The 15,305-nt window shown below is 44.5% G+C and carries 12 protein-coding genes and 1 pseudogene; 11 read left to right on the top strand and 2 right to left on the bottom strand.

Annotation, left to right across the window (positions count from 1 at the left end; genetic code table 11):
• Positions 1–181: 181 nt before the first annotated feature.
• Positions 182–367, top strand: a pseudogene (locus BUA56_RS01185) (ABC transporter ATP-binding protein); the annotation flags it as partial.
• Positions 360–2,345, top strand: coding sequence for an ABC transporter permease (locus BUA56_RS01180; RefSeq protein ID WP_072848393.1), 1,986 nt, complete (start codon positions 360–362; stop codon positions 2,343–2,345). The pseudogene BUA56_RS01185 and the gene BUA56_RS01180, both read left to right, overlap by 8 nt.
• A 162-nt stretch (positions 2,346–2,507) precedes the next feature.
• Here BUA56_RS01180 and BUA56_RS01175 read toward each other — a convergent pair whose 3' ends face one another.
• Positions 2,508–3,341 carry an AraC family transcriptional regulator gene (locus BUA56_RS01175; RefSeq protein ID WP_072848392.1) on the bottom strand — a complete coding sequence of 278 codons (834 nt, stop codon included), beginning with the start codon at positions 3,339–3,341 and terminating at the stop codon, positions 2,508–2,510.
• Positions 3,342–3,459: 118 nt separating this feature from the next.
• Here BUA56_RS01175 and dapF point away from each other — a divergent pair, with 118 nt between their 5' ends.
• From dapF to BUA56_RS01140, 7 genes are all read left to right on the top strand, one after another.
• Complete coding sequence (gene dapF, locus BUA56_RS01170; RefSeq protein WP_072848391.1) at positions 3,460–4,320, top strand: diaminopimelate epimerase; 861 nt, start codon at positions 3,460–3,462, stop codon at positions 4,318–4,320.
• Positions 4,321–4,365: 45 nt separating this feature from the next.
• Complete coding sequence (locus tag BUA56_RS01165) at positions 4,366–4,860, top strand: Lrp/AsnC family transcriptional regulator (protein WP_072848390.1); 495 nt, start codon at positions 4,366–4,368, stop codon at positions 4,858–4,860.
• Entirely contained in the window at positions 4,857–6,017 is a 1,161-nt protein-coding gene (locus BUA56_RS01160; RefSeq protein WP_072848389.1) for an aminotransferase class I/II-fold pyridoxal phosphate-dependent enzyme, read from the top strand. The genes BUA56_RS01165 and BUA56_RS01160 overlap by 4 nt, the downstream gene beginning before the upstream one ends.
• Before the next feature lie 71 nt (positions 6,018–6,088).
• Entirely contained in the window at positions 6,089–7,948 is a 1,860-nt protein-coding gene (locus BUA56_RS01155) for an ATP-dependent nuclease (protein ID WP_072848388.1), read from the top strand.
• A 7-nt stretch (positions 7,949–7,955) separates the two neighbouring features.
• Entirely contained in the window at positions 7,956–8,717 is a 762-nt protein-coding gene (locus BUA56_RS01150; protein WP_072848386.1) for an arginase family protein, read from the top strand.
• A 96-nt stretch (positions 8,718–8,813) separates the two neighbouring features.
• Positions 8,814–10,136: an aspartate kinase gene (locus BUA56_RS01145; protein ID WP_072848384.1), complete on the top strand. Its 1,323-nt coding sequence runs from the start codon at positions 8,814–8,816 to the stop codon at positions 10,134–10,136.
• 293 nt (positions 10,137–10,429) lie between these two features.
• The gene (locus tag BUA56_RS01140) at positions 10,430–11,203 is read left to right on the top strand and encodes an EcsC family protein (RefSeq protein ID WP_072848382.1); all 774 of its coding nucleotides are present in this window, start codon (positions 10,430–10,432) and stop codon (positions 11,201–11,203) included.
• Between the two features lie 777 nt (positions 11,204–11,980).
• Here BUA56_RS01140 and BUA56_RS01135 read toward each other — a convergent pair.
• A complete protein-coding gene (locus tag BUA56_RS01135) occupies positions 11,981–12,478 on the bottom strand; it encodes a GNAT family N-acetyltransferase (RefSeq protein WP_072848380.1) in 498 nt (165 codons plus the stop codon).
• A 180-nt stretch (positions 12,479–12,658) separates the two neighbouring features.
• Between BUA56_RS01135 and BUA56_RS01130 the strand changes: the two genes are divergently transcribed.
• Together BUA56_RS01130 and BUA56_RS01125 are read left to right on the top strand one after the other, a co-directional pair.
• On the top strand, positions 12,659–12,955 hold the full coding sequence (locus BUA56_RS01130; protein WP_072848379.1) for an Hpt domain-containing protein: 297 nt from the start codon (positions 12,659–12,661) through the stop codon (positions 12,953–12,955).
• Between the two features lie 75 nt (positions 12,956–13,030).
• Positions 13,031–15,193 carry a GGDEF/HDGYP domain-containing response regulator gene (locus tag BUA56_RS01125; protein ID WP_072848377.1) on the top strand — a complete coding sequence of 721 codons (2,163 nt, stop codon included), beginning with the start codon at positions 13,031–13,033 and terminating at the stop codon, positions 15,191–15,193.
• Positions 15,194–15,305 lie beyond the last annotated feature (112 nt).

Here is a 15,305-nt window from a genome sequence, read left to right as displayed (position 1 = left end):
AGGGATTTCCCTACCTTTATTATATGCAGTGATCGCAGAAAAATCAAGGGCAAATGTTGGCATGGGATAAGACAACGAAGAGCGTTTTAATCATGGATTTACGTGCTTTTTCGGCTTTTAAGCAGGACTTTTAATGAAAAAGTGCCTTTTTTGATGAAAAAACTATTGACATTTTGTTTCCGGACAGACTATCCTGATGGTAACCCACAGTGCCAGAGCAGCCAGCCATGCGGGCAGAGTGCTGTTTATCAAGGACGGGGAAGTCTACAATCAGATTTATAGGGGAAATATGGACAGTGAAGAACTTATGCACCAGATTAACAATACACTGACTGTACTGATGAGCGGAGGTGAGGAACGTGAATAAAGGCTTTTATCACAAACTTGCAGCCAATAACATCAAAAAGAATAAAAGAGTATATATCCCTTATATTCTAGCAGGGATTTTCACTACGATGATGTACTATATGCTGAATTCCATCTCCTTAAATGAAGGATTGGATCACATGAGCGGGGGCGCCAGCTTGAAGATTATACTCAATCTGGGATGTTGGGTGATCGGAATTTTTGCGGTGATTTTTCTGTTTTATACGAACCGTTTCTTAATGAAGCAGAGGCAGAAAGAGATAGGACTTCTGAATATTCTTGGAATGAATAAAGGCCATATTGGTAAGATGCTGTTCTGCGAAGCCCTGCAGATCGCACTGATTATCATAGTGGGAGGACTGGTGGGAGGCCTTCTGCTGAACCGTCTCATGTTCCTTCTTCTGCTAAAACTTTTAAATTTCTCAGTGACCTTGAAATCGGCAATATACGGTAAAGCCCTTTTGTCTACGATCTGCCTTTTTGCTGCGATTTTTCTGGTGATTTTGGCAAGCAATCTTCACCAGATTCACCTGACAAATCCCATAGATCTCCTTAAGGGGGGACAGAGAGGAGAGCGGGAACCCAAGACAAAATGGCTTCTGGCACTGGTGGGAGTTATCTGCTTAGGCATTGGCTATACAATATCAATTGTCACAAAATCTCCTCTGGATGCGATGATGCTTTTCTTTGTAGCCGTCCTTCTGGTCATTATAGGCACCTATGCGCTGTTTACGGCAGGAAGTATAGCCATATTGAAGCTTCTGCGTAAAAATCCGGGATACTATTATCAGACGAAGCACTTTATCAGCGTTTCGGGAATGATCTACAGGATGAAACAAAATGCGGTAGGACTGGCTAATATCTGCATTCTCTCAACAGCAGTGCTGGTTATGATTTCAGGCACGGTATCTCTGTATGTGGGACAGGAGGATGCTCTTAAAACCAGATACCCCAGAGAAGTGCAGGTCACAGGATATGATATCAATGAAGAAAAGAAACAGATTGTCAATTCCGTAGTAGAGGAGACCCTGAAGGACCGTCAGATGGAGGCAGTGAACCCCTTTACTATCAGTATGGGAAGTATGGTTGCTTATAAAGAAGGAAGTAAGTTTGAAATCACCGAACTGCAGGACTTTAACAGCAGCCAATTAAAAGAGATATGCCTGATTCCTCTGGAGGAGTATAACCGTCTGGAACACAAAGAGGAAACACTGAATCCGGACGAAATCATGATGTATTCGAAAAACGGTTCCGGAGACTCTCACATTACTTTAGAAGGCGATACCTTTCGGGTGAAGAAACATCTGGATCACTTATTTGAGACAGAGGGAACAGGGGATCAAGAACTCATTGAGGTATATTACCTGATTTTCCCGGATGCAGATGCGGTGAGGAAGCAGATGCAGAAACAGGATTTTAAAGAAGCCAATCTCAACGGGCTTATGTATAATTATGGGTTTGACTTAAAGGGCAATGAGAATGAGATTCGGGACTTTGAGAGTGATTTGAAGACACGGTTTGAGCAAAACGCAGACCAGGATCTGGCAGTTTATGTGGAAGGAAGGTTATCCGGCAGAGAAGATTTTTATTCGGTATACGGAGGACTGTTCTTTATCGGCATCTTTTTGGGCCTGGTGTTCTTAATGGCAACCGTACTGATCATTTATTATAAACAGATTTCAGAGGGATATGATGATAAAGAGAGGTTTGCAATTATGCAGAAGGTGGGGATGAGCAAAAAGGAAATCCGCTCATCTATCAGAAGTCAGGTACTTACCGTGTTCTTCCTGCCTTTGGTTATGGCTGTCATACACATTGCATTTGCCTTTCCTATCGTCACCAGATTGATGGCAATTATGAATCTGACGAATGTAGGATTGTTTGCGGCATGTACTCTGGGTGTAATCATGGTATTTGGGGTACTGTATGGAATTGTCTACGGAGTGACGGCAAGGACGTATTATAAGATTGTTGAGTAGGAGAGAAATAGCATCCTAAGGTTGAGATTTCCCAGTGGGAAGGTGTGGATGGCAGGGGGGACGGTGAGAAAAATCCCGCATCCCTCCCTCCGCCCTTGACCGTCCGTCCGCAACACTTTGCCCGCCGACTATTTTACCTCGAACTTTACATATACTATTTCATCATCTATCCCCCGTCACCGAATGCCCAAACCTCTTTTTATAGGCCCGGGAAAATGTGGAGTAATCTTTAAACCCGCAGTCCAGGCAGGCTTGTGTTACAGGCATTCCTTTCTCTATCAATTCTTTGGCAAGTGAGAGCCGTTTGTATGAAATATAATTCCCAATGGTATACCCCATTTCTTCTTTAAAAAGCCGCATCATGTGATAGCGGCTGATATAAAAGGTTTGAGCCAGGTGGTCAATGGAGAGATCTTCTGCCAGATGTTCATTAATGTAAGCCAGAAGGTCCATGATTTTGGAATTGCAGGTGCTGGTATTCAGGTATTCCAGATCATTGCTGAGGGCGGCCCGGTTCAGATGTATCATGAATTCCAGAAAAAGCAGCTGGCGGTACAGGCTGCTTGCGTAGGAGGAATCAGAAAAGGATTGCTCCAGCGCCACAACGGAATCAAAAAGAGTTGTTTTGCCCAGGGTATGCATGCGCAGGACGTTGGAGTTCTCCTTTTCTGCCTTTTGAAAGCAGTAGCTGAGATCATAGTCGCCGGTGCGGTAATCTTTAATAAAACTGGGAGAGATATAGACGATGATCCGCTCGTAGGGAACTGTTACGTCTATCTCCGGTCGATGAATGGCATTGTGGCTGACGAATACGATATCATAGGGCTTCAGTTCATATGTTTTTCCCTCGATCATATAATTTACCTTACCGCTGATAAAAAGAACGATTTTATCAAAATCATGGTAATGGAATTCAAATTCTGTCATAGGGGCATCTGTCAGGTGAAAAAGCTGAAATTCACTATTTAAATACCCGCGCTTCTCGTATATACTCATAGTAGACACCTCTTTTGTATTATACAGCATAATTTGCAATATAAAAAGCACCATTTCAATTTTGTGATCAAATAATGCTTGTTATGATAGGAAAAGAGAGAATAGGGAGGTATGAATTATGGCAGTTACATTTAAAAAGTATCACGGTTTGGGGAATGATTATCTGGTGTACGACTGTATTAAAAATACTTATGAGCTGACACCTAAGCGGGCCAGGATGATTTGTGACAGGCATTTTGGGGTGGGGTCTGACGGAATTTTGGTGGGACCTTATTTTGAGGAAGACGGCATACATGTGAAAATATATAATCCGGACGGGAGCATGGCAGAGGAGAGCGGAAACGGAATCCGAATCTTTGCCCGTTATCTCAAGGATAATGACTATGTTCAGAAAAAACATTTTGTACTTCATACAGACAGAGGGTCTGTGGAAGTGACCTATCTCAATGAGAACGGCAGCCGCCTTCGGGCTTCTATGGGAAAACTCAATTTTTTCAGCGATGAGATTCCTGTCACAGGACCAAGGAGGGAAGTCATCAATGAGGAGATGGAGTTTGGAGGAAATACCTACAAGACCACTTGTGTTTCTATAGGCATTCCCCACTGTGTCATTCCCATGGATGAAATTTCAAGGGAAAAGGTCTGTTCCATTGGAAAGTTTTCCGAGGATGCCCCCTGTTTTCCGAACCGGATGAATACGCTGATTATGAAGCCTATAGATGAATACAATATAGCTATAGAAATTCATGAGAGGGGCGCCGGTTATACATTGGCATCAGGCAGCGGCAGCTGTGCGGCGGCAGGCGTGGCATACCGTCTGGGGCTTGCCAGCAATAAGATGACCGTTCATATGCCGGGAGGAGAACTTCAGGTAGAAATTGAAGAGGACGGCGAAGTTCTTATGACCGGAGATGTGGGGTATGTGGGGACTACTACCCTGGGATATGAATTCCTGGCAAAGCTGAGAGTGCTGGAATAAAAAACAGTAAACCGGATCATGTGAGCAGAGATGAGGAGACAGAACATGGATGTAGAATTGAGAAAAGAGATTCTGCGGCTTTTGGAGAGGAATGCCCGGCTAAGCGCTGAGGAGATCGGCGTGATGGCGGGCAGGCCGGCAGATGAGGTACAGAAAATTATCAGAGAACTGGAAAATGAGCAGGTTATCTGCGGCTACCATACACTGATTAACTGGAACAAAGAAGAGGAGGAGCTGGTAACGGCACTGGTAGAACTGAAGGTAACTCCCCAGGGGGGTGATGGCTATAATAAGATTGCAGAGCAGATTTATCAGTATCCCCAAGTGGAAACTTTATATCTGATGTCAGGCGCTTACGATTTCCTGGTAGAGCTAAAGGGGAAAACCATTAAGGAGATCTCTATGTTTGTGTCAGAAAATCTGGCTTCCATGGATGAAGTGCAAAGCACGGCTACTTATTTTACGCTGACTAAATATAAGGAGCAGGGAGTTAACCTGATCAAGAAAAAACAGGACGGAAGAATGGTGATCACTCCATGAGCCGGTTTGTGACTGATAAAGTAAAACAGATGAAACCCTCAGGTATCCGAAAGTTTTTTGATTTGGTCAGCGAAATGCCGGATGCCATTTCCCTTGGGGTGGGGGAGCCTGATTTTGATACGCCCTGGCATATCCGGGAGGAGGGAATCCGTTCCCTGAAAGCCGGCAGAACCTTTTATACCTCCAACGCCGGTCTCAAGGAGCTCAGGGAAGAAATATGCAGATATATAAAGAGAAAACAGGGACTTAGCTACGATCCTTTCAGTGAGGTTTTTGTTACCGTAGGGGGGAGCGAGGCCATTGATATTGCCTTCCGTACTATACTGGAGCCAGGGGATGAGGTGATTATTCCGGAGCCGGCCTTTGTATCCTATGTACCCTGTGTACAGCTGGCCGACGGAGTGCCGGTAACGATCTCCCTGAAGGAGGAAAACCAGTTCCGTTTGAAGCCGGAAGAGCTGGAGGCGGCCATTACCCCAAAAACGAAGGCACTTCTTTTATCCTTTCCTAACAATCCTACGGGGGCGATTATGGAGAAAGAAGATCTGGAGGCACTGGTGCCGCTGATTATGAAACATGATTTGGCTGTAATATCAGATGAAATCTACAGTGAACTGACGTACAGAGATCCCCATGTGAGTATAGCAGGTCTTCCGGGAATGCGGGAGAGAACGATTCTGATCAATGGATTCTCAAAAGCCTATGCCATGACAGGATGGAGACTTGGTTATGCCCTGGCACCTGGTGAGATTATGAAGCAGATGATCAAGCTTCACCAGTTCGCCATAATGTCAGCTCCAACAAACAGCCAGTATGCAGCTGTCAGAGCACTGAGATACGGGGATGAGGATGTACTTTTAATGCGCCAGTCTTACAATGAAAGGCGGAGATATCTGATGCACCGGTTAGCGCAGATGAATATTCCCTGTTTTGAACCGTATGGGGCATTCTATATCTTCCCCAATATATCCAGGTTCGGCATGACTTCAGAAGAATTTGCCAACCGATTGCTTTCAGAGGAAAAGGTGGCTGTAATCCCCGGGACTGCGTTCGGGGAATGCGGTGAAGGGTTTATCCGGATTTCTTATGCGTATTCTATTGAAGAATTGAAGACTGCATTTGACAAGATTGAAAGCTTTATCTCCAGGTTAGCCTGAGAACACAGGGCGGGGACATACTCTCCGTCCTTTTGCCGTAGTTACGTGTTGTTCCAGAAAAGGAGCAGATTATGCAGATTGAGAGCCTTGTGATTCGGAATTTTAAATCTATCCGTGAGATGCGAATAGAGGGAATTGAAAATGCCCTGATTCTTGTGGGGAAAAATAATACGGGAAAGACTTCTGTCCTGGATGCGATCCGTGCAGTGGGCGGAGTGTATGAGATAAAAAAAGAAGATTTTAATGAAAAGCGCCAGAATATAGAGATTCAGGTTACGTTAGGTTTTTCTCCCCAGGATTTGCGTCTTCTTCACAGCCTTGGGATGGTCAGCCAGTATAAACGCTATGAGCTGTGGGAGAAGGACTTTTGCCAGAAGCTGCCCTCCTATAAAGAGGGTAAGCTGTTCTTTGAGTTTTCAGCCAATTATGAGGGAAAAATACGGTATCACGATGGGATTAAAAAGAATAACTCCCATATTCGGGAGGTTTTTCCAAAAATATATTTTATTGACATACAGCGGGAGGTCAAAGAGATACAGGACGATCTGCTGATGTTTCAGGAAAATGAACTTCTCGGCAGAATGCGGTCTGGCAGCTGTATGTTCCACGAGGGCAAGCAGTGCCAGCACTGTTTTTCCTGCATCGGGCTGATTGAGAAGAAGACGCCCCGGGAGCTGGATGTGTTTGAGACTTCAAAGCTTCTGGAGTACAAGATGTATCATATGAACCTCAGCGATTTTTCCAGGAAGGTGAACCGGAATTTCCGCAGAAACAGTGGATCTTCCGAAGAAATCTGTTATACGATGGAATGCAGCCCGGATCATATGTTTCAGGTTACGGTAGAAACGTATCACAGCGTCAGAAACAGAAGACAGCCTATCGAGCATTTGAGCAAAGGCATGAAAAGTATCTACATGCTGTCTCTTCTGGAGGCTTACGTGGAACAGGGAAATCTAATCCCGAGTATTATCATGATAGAAGACCCTGAGATTTTTCTCCACCCCAAGCTGCAGAAGGTTTCCAGTGAGATTTTGTATCGGCTGTCAAAAAAGAATCAGGTGATTTTTTCTACCCACTCCCCGAATCTGATTTTTAATTTTAACAGCAGGCAGATTCGTCAGATTGTATTGGGGGAGGATGAATATTCTGTTGCCAGGAAAAAGACGAATATAAATGCTATTCTGGATGATCTGGGATATTCAGCCAGCGATTTAATGAATGTAAGCTTTGTATTTATAGTAGAGGGAAGACAGGATAAAACTCGTCTGCCGCTGCTTTTGGAAAAATATTATTCCGAAATTTATGACAAGAAGGGAAAGCTTTCCCGGATTGCTATCATTACGACCAATAGCTGTACAAATATCAAAACTTATGCAAATCTGAAGTATATGAATCAGATATATATGAGGGACCAGTTTCTTATGATAAGGGACGGGGACGGGAAGGATCCGGAACAGCTGGCAAAGCAGCTCTGCAGATATTACGATGAGCGCAGCCTGGAGGACATTGATAAGCTTCCCAAGGTAACCAGGAGAAATGTACTCATTTTAAAATACTATTCCTTTGAGAACTATTTCCTGAATCCGGAGATTATGGCACAGTTGGGAGTGATCGAATCCCCGGAAGAGTTTTACCGCATCCTCTTTGGAAAATGGCAGGATTACCTCTGGAGAATACGGAGCGGACAGCATCTGACAGAAGTGCTGGGGAAGAACCTGGAATCCAAGGAAGAACTGAAAAGCCATATGGAGGACGTGAAAATTTACCTGCGGGGCCACAATCTTTTTGATATTTTTTATGGCAGATATAAGGATCAGGAACGGGAGATTCTCAAAAAGTATATTGATCTTGCACCCAGGGAAGAGTTTCAGGACATTCTGGATGCGGTAGACAGGTTTGTTTATTTTGACAGCAGAAAAAAGGGAGAATGAGAAATAAATGGGAGAACCCATAACAGTATTAAATTTTGATCATGTTTATGAGGAACAGGATTTTTACCGGAAGGAGAAGTATATCTGGATCGATCTTACAGATGTATCAGGGGTAAATGGCTACTGTGACAGCCATGCCATGGCTGTGCTGAGAAAACGGCTCAGACAAAGACCCCATTCCAGAATTCATTTTATTGACTCCGGCAATTATCATTATGTGACTTATCTGCTGCTGGAATATATCAGAGAACCTTTTTCCCTGGTTCTTTTTGACCATCATACAGATATGCAGCCGCCGCTCTTTGAAGAGTTATTATCCTGCGGCTGCTGGGTCAGAAGAACGCTGGAGGAGCACAAGTATCTGCGGGAAGTGATTATGATTGGAATGGAAAAAAGGCAGCTCGAGGCCATTGATCCTGTATATCGCAAACGGATTACAGCATATAGCAGGCAGACAGTGGAGGAAAGCAGTGAATGGGAGGAATTTGCGGAGCAGCATATTCATTATCCGGTATATATTTCTATTGATAAAGACGTAATAGACACAGGGGAGGCTGCTACCAACTGGGATCAGGGCGGACTTACCTTAAAGCAGCTGAACGAGGTTTACGGAAAAATCTGCAGAAATCACAGGGTTCTGGGTATTGACGTGTGCGGAGAGAGTGCAGACTATCTGGGAATGCTGGAACGCTTCGAAGCAGATAACAGCAAGAATAACCAGGCAAACGAAAAAATCCTGGATATGATAGAGGAAAAGACATTTTCCTAGTAAAAAAGACAATTTTTTCTGGACTTTTTTAAAATTTAACGATAATATTATGTATTATGTTGTAATGGAATCATACAATCGGGAGGAAAAGCAGCAATGAAAAAAGTAGTAAAATTCGGCGGGAGCTCTTTGGCAAGTGCAGAACAGTTTCAGAAGGTGGGGGATATTATTCGTGCCGACGAGTCAAGACGGTACGTGATCCCCTCTGCACCCGGCAAAAGATTTACTGATGATATTAAGGTTACGGATATGCTGTATGAGTGCTATCAGGCAGCTGCAGAGAAGAGAAAGGAATTTAAAAACCTGCTGAGATGTATCCAGGAGAGGTACCAGGAGATCATCGATGGTCTTGGACTTTCTCTGTCACTGGAAGAAGAATTTTCGGTAATCGAGCAATCATTTAAAAATGGTGCGGGAGAGCAGTATGCAGCTTCCAGAGGAGAATTCCTCAACGGTAAGATTATGGCTGCCTATTTGGGGTATGAATTTATAGATGCGGCAGAAGTAATTATCTTTGACGAAAATGGAAGCTTTGAAGCGGACAGAACCGACGAGATACTTTCCGCACGCCTGGAAAATGTAAAAACTGCTGTAATCCCGGGATTTTATGGTGCCACAGAGGATGGCGTAGTTCACACCTTTTCCAGAGGGGGATCCGATGTAACAGGATCCATCGTGGCAAAGGCCATCAAGGCAGACCTGTATGAAAACTGGACTGATGTCTCAGGATTTTTAGTGGCAGACCCAAGGATTATTAAAGATCCTCAGGTAATTGAGACCATCACATACAGAGAGCTTCGGGAGCTTTCTTATATGGGAGCAACCGTGCTGCATGAAGATGCTATCTTCCCTGTAAGAAAAGAAGGAATCCCTATCAATATCAGAAATACCAATGAACCTGAAGATAAGGGAACCTTTATCGTAGAAAGCACTTGCAGAAAACCTAAATACACCATTACAGGAGTGGCCGGCAAGAAAGGGTTCTGTTCCATTTACATTGAGAAATCCATGATGAATGCGGAGATTGGGTTTGGGCGCAAAGTTCTTCAGGTATTCGAAGAACAGGGGATTTCCTTCGAACATGTGCCGTCCGGAATTGATACCATGACAGTATTCGTACACCAAAGTGAGTTCGAAGAAAAAGAACAGCAGGTAATAGCGGGTATCCACAGAGCCGTACAGCCCGATGTAGTAGAGATGGAGTCCGATCTGGCCCTAGTCGCTGTAGTAGGCCGGGGAATGCGCGCCACCAGAGGAACAGCCGGAAGAATCTTCTCTGCTCTGGCACATGCCAATATAAACGTAAAAATGATTGACCAGGGGTCCAGTGAACTGAATATCATTATAGGTGTAAAAGACAGCGACTTTGAAACAGCAATAAAGGCAATATACGATATTTTTATTATGACTCAGATCTAAAAGAGGGATAAAAAGGGGACGTGTTCTTTCTACAAAGAACACGTCCCAAAATCGATCCAGCCTGTCCCTAATTCATTTTGCCCTGTCCCTTTTTCATTATATTCCTCTAATGTATTGCAAAACATATAAATTTTCTTTAAATATTCCCGCCAATGTTTCATGAAAAATTAACAGCTGTCAAGAATAATATATGTTATGATAATTGGGTATTCTAAACCGGAAAAGGGGCCGGTTTAGCATTGCTGAAGACGGCACATGAAGATGTGCCTGTATCGTTATAAGGGGAGAATATTATGGATAATGTTTTGAGAAGCCAGTTGAAAAAGATTGGCAAAAAAGAGAAGAAATTACTGGACAAGAACAAAAAGGGGACCGTCCGGGCAGTCTCGGAAAAGTTAGAAAATAAGATTCCGGAAGGGGTTAGAGTTAAGCTGGAAACTGCTTTCTATAAAGGGTTCCGCCTTGTCTTTTCTAAAGGGACGGGATGGATTGAAAAAACATATAACAAAGAAAAGCGAATGCTGGAATATGAAGCAGAGGATTATACATATAAGAGAGATCAGAAAAGAGTAATCAAACAGCTGAATAAAGTTTCCTCCAGGAGCAGTATGTCTAATCTGGGACTGACAGCTTTGGAGGGGACTGTTATGGGGGTGCTTGGAATCGGATTGGCTGATATTCCTGTGTTCATAGGTGTGCTTCTGAAGGGAATCTATGAAGTGGCTATAAGCTATGGATTCTCCTACGAAAAAGAGGAAGAGAAATATTATATTCTTCTGATGATAGAGGCAGCGCTTGCCCACGAGGAAACACAGCGGACACTGGACGATAAGGTAAATGAGATTACTGAGTATTTAAGCCAGGGGATCGCTGTTCCTTATCTGGTGGAAGAACAGATGCGGCAGACAGCAGATGCCATGGCAGAAGATATGCTTTGTATGAAGTTTATTCAGGGTATACCTATTGTGGGAGTGCTGGGCGGAGCCGTTAATGTGTCCTATTTTAACCGGGTGATGAGGTATGTGAAATTGAAGTACCGGAAGCGGTATTTGTTGTCGAAAAATTGAGATTTAATGCAACCGCTTGAGTTTCGATTCAAGGTGCTCCAAGTCGGAAAGTTGAGGTGGCGGGGGGACGGTGAGAGGAACCCGCGGCAGCGGGCTGGCTGGTTCGGGCGGGAGGAAGGCTTAAGTTCCGGGGACACCTCCGTCGCGAAGAGAGTCTAAGACAAAACCGGAATCCCCGCCGGAGCACCGTTCGTATGTGCAAAGAATGCTTGATGTGCATTCTCTGCCCATGCTCACTTTTTTTCGGCGCGGATTGCCGAAAAAATCTCCAGCGAGAATCCCGGTTTTGCCTAAGACTCTCTACTCACTCCTGCGGAATCGTCCGCGGACCTTAAGCCTTCCTCCCGCCGCCGAGGGATTCCTCTCACTTGGGTATGGGAGAGTTCCAGGGGTAGAGCTACATAATGGGAACAATAATGCGAAACAAGAGGAAAAGTGTACAACTCTCGACCTTCCCCGCCCGTTTTCCGTGAATGTGAAGTGAGTCTCTGCCAGGTCAAGTGAGGAGGTCTTGGGGCCATGGTAAGGGAGGGTACTGCTCCTATCTGCGCAGACTGCGGAGTGCGTCCGAAGATCCACTGCCGGCGGTCACTTAGGAGCGAAGGCTCTCCTGAGCTTCTTAGTGAACGGCCAGGCAGTTAGCTAAGGAGAAACGCGGCAGCAAGCAGATAGGAGCAGTACCCTCCCTTACCATGGCCCCAAGACCTCCTCACTTGACCGTCCGTCTGCAATGCCCCGCTCGCCGACTACATAACCTCGAACTTCACATACAAAAAACTATAATTTCTTTTCCATTATATAATCATCCATCACAAACCCATTCCCAATATCCGCCACCTGCGTTCTTGTTTTCCGGAATCCCATATGCTCATAAGCTCCGATGGAATTTGTATTGTTTTTATTGCACGTCAGCCAGATGAGGGAGAGCCCCCGCTCTCTGCACAAAGAAGAATAAAAATCAATCACTTGGGAGCTGTAGCCGTTGCCCCGGTGCGCTTCCTTTATGTAAATCTTGCTGAGAAACAGCGTTTTGTCCTCCTGGTGAATTCCTGAATACCCGATGGGAGTACCTTCCAGGCTGAGAAGAAAGTATTCATATCCCTCTCCTAACTGTTCCTTGAGAGCCGAGTAGGACTGGAAACGTTCCAGCATATATGCAACCTGTTCAGCGCCTATGATAGGGGTAAAGTGCTGCTGCCATATTTCTTTGGCAAGGCCGGCGATGGTCAGAATCTGGGCATCAGTAACTGCGGGTTCAATCTGTAATCGTTTCATGTAGTATGCCTCCTTATGGTACATAAAATTGTATTTATTATAAAATGAAACCAAAATTTTTACAAGGAAATTGCCAAACTCCACATGTGCTTTACTTTTGATTGAAAGAAGAGTAAAATAGTAAAAAATGAAATTATTTTTTCAGCAGGGAGAAAAAAGCCCGGAAAGGATATTAAAAATATGGAAATAAAAGAAATAATGGAAGCTGCAGGTTTTCCATATGAAACTACTTTACGAAGATTTTCAAACAACGAGGCGTTGTTAAAAAAGTTTTTATGTAAATTTGTAGACGATACCACATTTTGCGAGCTTACAAAAGGAATAGAAGAAAAAGATTATGAAAAGATTCTCATGCAGGCTCACACCTTAAAAGGTGTAGGAGCTAATTTAGGATTTGACAAGCTGAGCCAGGAGTGCGCCGGCATAGTAACGGCAGTCAGAGAAGAACGGTATGAGAAAATCCCCCCCTTATTTTGAGCAGGCAAAGAAAGAATATGAGACAGTAATGGCCTGTATTCGTCAGATACAAGGGTAAAAGAGGAGGTGTCAAGCATGACTGCAGATGAGAAATTACATAGAGGGAAACCCAGGATTCTCATCGTGGATGACTTGGAACTGAATCGGGCAATATTGTGTGAATTATTCTGCAAAGAATATGAAGTGCTGGAGGCCGAAAACGGCCAGGAGGCTATTGATGTGCTGGAAGAACAGAGCGACAGCATACAGGTAGTTCTTCTGGATATTGTGATGCCTATTTTGGATGGGTTCGGTGTTTTGGATAAGATGAGCCAGAAGGGCTGGATTGGACGGATCCCGGTAATTATGATTACTGTAGAGACATCCGACGGCGTAATGCAGAAGGGATACGAGATGGGGGCTACCGATATCATCTCTAAGCCATTTAACCCCAATATCATCCGCCAGCGTATCCACAACATCATTGAACAGTATACCTATAAGCAGAAACTGGAGCGGCTGGTAGAAGAACAGACAGAGATTCTCAGGCGTCAGTCCAAGAAGCTCAGAGAAAACAGCGCCCAGATGATTGATACCCTCAGTGCCGTGATCGAGTTTAAAAACACAGAGTCGGTGCAGCATATCTATAATATACGTACACTTACCAAGATCCTTCTGAAAGAGTTCTCCCGCAGACACAGGCAGTATGCCCTGAATGAAGAAAAGATAGAAAGTATTTCCGAAGCAGCAGCCATGCATGACATCGGTAAAATAGCAATTCCCGATCAGATATTAAACAAACCGGGCAAGCTGACAAAAGAAGAGTTCGAGATAATGAAAACACATACCCTGAAAGGGTGTGAGATTTTAGAAAAGCTGGCTACGGTGCAGAGTCTGGCCTACTATGACTACTGTTATGACATTTGCCGCTATCATCATGAGAGATGGGACGGAAACGGCTACCCTGACGGACTGAAGGGAGATGAGATTCCCATCTGGGCCCAGGCAGTGTCTATCGTAGACGTGTATGATGCTCTGACCAGCAAACGGGTGTACAAAGATGCCTATCCCTCCAAGAAGGCGATTCAGATGATAAAGGATGGGGAATGCGGAGTGTTCAACCCCCTTATGCTGGACTGCTTTCTCAAAGTGGTATCCAAGTTTGAGGAGGGAATACGCAGGGAGTCAGAGGAAAAGAATCTGACAGCTGAGGACAGCGGTATCATTATACCGGAGCAGGACAGCCACCAGGACAACGAGTATGAGCTGTCAACCAGAACTCTTCGCCTGCTGGAATTAGAGAGGCAGAAATACAGAATTCTTTCTGAGCTTTCCGGAGAGATTTTATTTGAGTATAATATCAAGTCAGACAAACTAATATTTTCGGATCAGTACCAGGTGCTGACCGGGCGGGATGCCGGCTTTGAGAATTTCTGGAGGGGAAGCGCCAAAGAGCAGCTGATTCTGAAGGAAGATATTCCCAGACTTTATGAAAAGATAAAAGAAATATCAGAAGATAAGCCGGACTGCAGGCTGGAGATGCAGATTGATCTGGAAGAAAAGGGCTATGAATGGTATGAGGTATATCTCTATCCTATCTGGGATACTGGCTTTGAGAGGGTGTGTATCGGCTATATGGGAAAACTGATAAATATCCAGAAGCAGAAAAAGAGGAACCTGCAGCTGCAGAAGGCCGCCGACAGTGATCCGCTCACCGGGATTTTAAACAGGCAGGCAATGCAGAAGAAAGTATCCCATCTTCTGAGAACCAGGCAGATTCATGCGGGGGCTATCGGGTTCATTGATCTGGATAATTTCAAGACAGTAAATGACAGCTACGGTCATATGTTCGGAGATGAGGTTCTCAAGCGGGTGGCTGGAGTCCTGAGGAGCATACTCAGGGAAACAGACTATATAGGACGAATCGGCGGGGACGAGTTTATCGTATTTTTCAGGGAAATTTCTGCGAGAGAAGCCCTGGAGAGAAAGCTGGAGCAGATGTGCGAAAGTCTGAGGCAGAATGTGGACGGCTGTCATGTGTCTGTGAGTATCGGAGCCTCCCGCTATCCTGAGGACGGAGACACCTATGATGTTCTGCTCCATAAAGCGGATCAGGCACTCTATATGTCAAAGCGCATGGGAAAAAATGGATTCCAAATCTACGATGAGGCCTGCGGCAGCAAACCCTTCCGCTCCCTTTTGTCGGGTATGGATGAGTATGACGAACGCCTGGAACAGATGGTGCAGGCATTAAAATAATATCAGACATAAACTACCAGGTATTGACATTTTTAGAAGCTATGCTACAATATATGGTATGTCAGAACGAAACATAGAGAAGGACTGTTGCAGTCAAAGGCCTACAGGCAAA

The organism is Lactonifactor longoviformis DSM 17459, from assembly GCF_900129135.1.
GTDB classification, from domain to species: domain Bacteria; phylum Bacillota; class Clostridia; order Lachnospirales; family Lachnospiraceae; genus Lactonifactor; species Lactonifactor longoviformis.
The sequence above is the reverse complement of the archived record's forward strand: the minus strand, read 5'-3'. Positions and strand labels throughout refer to the sequence as shown.